General features: G+C 73.0%; 2 protein-coding genes. One reads left to right on the top strand and one right to left on the bottom strand.

Annotated elements, in window-relative coordinates:
* Window positions 1-441 precede the first annotated feature (441 nt).
* Window positions 442-864: a DUF5318 domain-containing protein gene (locus CQZ88_RS17030; RefSeq protein ID WP_065923290.1), complete on the bottom strand. Its 423-nt coding sequence runs from the start codon at window positions 862-864 to the stop codon at window positions 442-444.
* A gap of 94 nt (window positions 865-958) precedes the next feature.
* Here CQZ88_RS17030 and CQZ88_RS17025 point away from each other — a divergent pair.
* On the top strand, window positions 959-1,160 hold a 202-nt coding region (locus tag CQZ88_RS17025), incomplete at its 3' end, for a DUF1707 domain-containing protein (RefSeq protein ID WP_146034323.1).

Below are 1,160 nucleotides of genomic sequence, written 5' to 3'. Positions count from 1 at the left end.
GGGTTCCCCGCGGCGAACTGCTGCGGCGGGTACGGCTGCGGCCCGCCCTGCTGGGGGCGCGGCTGCGGCGGATAGGGGCGTCCCGGAGGCGGCATCCGCCGATCCATGGGCGGCCCACCCCCGGGTGCGCGTCCGGGCGGGGGTCCCCCCACGGGTCCCGGTCGCCGCGGCGGCGGGGGACCTGCCGGTCCGTTCCCGTGCGGCGGCCTCGGCCGTTCGCCCTGCGGATCGTTGTGGGGGGAACTCACGTACTCATCTCCAACCGGTAGCGCGGACGCGGTGGCACGCGTCCTCGTTTCACGTCTGCAGACTTCGGTCTCGTCGGGCAGCGCGCGTTCGGGCAGTGCAGTGTTCTTCGGGCAGTGCAGTGTCACAAGGGGACGGAGTCACCGGGGACGGGGTCACCGGGGACGGGGCGGTTCAGCAGGGGTCGCGCACGGCTCACTCGCTCGCGGTGCGGCGGCTCTGGCCGGTCGACCTGCGGCGGGGCCGCTTGGGCGCGGGTTCCGCCCCCAGGACATAGGACTGGACAAGGTGGTTCCAGCTGCACGTGCGGCACACCTCGACCACGTGGACGGAGAACTCCTCCTGGCTGGCGGCCAGGCGGACCAGTTCCTCCGCGGTGCGGGCCGACCCGGACACCGGGCCGAGCTTGTCGCCGAACACCCACGACACGAGTGTCAGCTGCTCCTTGCGGCAGATCGGGCAGACCACGTCACTGCCCCGACCGTGGAACTTGGCGGCGCGGAGCAGGTAGGGGCTGGCGTCGCACACCTCTGCGACGCCGGTCCGCCCCGAGTAGACCTGGGCGAGCAGCGACCTGCGCTGCAGCGCGTAGTCCACCACCTGCCGCTGTATCCGCACGGGTCCAGAGTACGTGCGGACGGCACGTGGGTGGGCGGGGTGTGGGGCGCGCGACTGCGCGACGCGCCCATATCGGGCGTTCTAGGCTGCCCGGGTGGTGAGCCGACACACGCCGCGAACGCGGGCACGCGACATCGACCGGGCACTGGTCTGTGGCCGTCTCGACACCGCCTACGCCGACGGCCAGCTCGATTTCGGGGAGCACCGGGATCGGACGGCCCGGGCGATGTCCGCAAAGACGCTGGGCGAGCTCGCGGACCTGGTCCGCGACCTGCAGCCACCGGAGGATTCCGGGG

Source organism: Rhodococcus sp. ENV425, assembly GCF_002887785.1.
Classification (GTDB): Bacteria; Actinomycetota; Actinomycetes; order Mycobacteriales; family Mycobacteriaceae; genus Rhodococcus; species Rhodococcus aetherivorans.
Note: the sequence above shows the minus strand (reverse complement) of the source record. Positions and strands in the feature narration are given on the sequence as shown.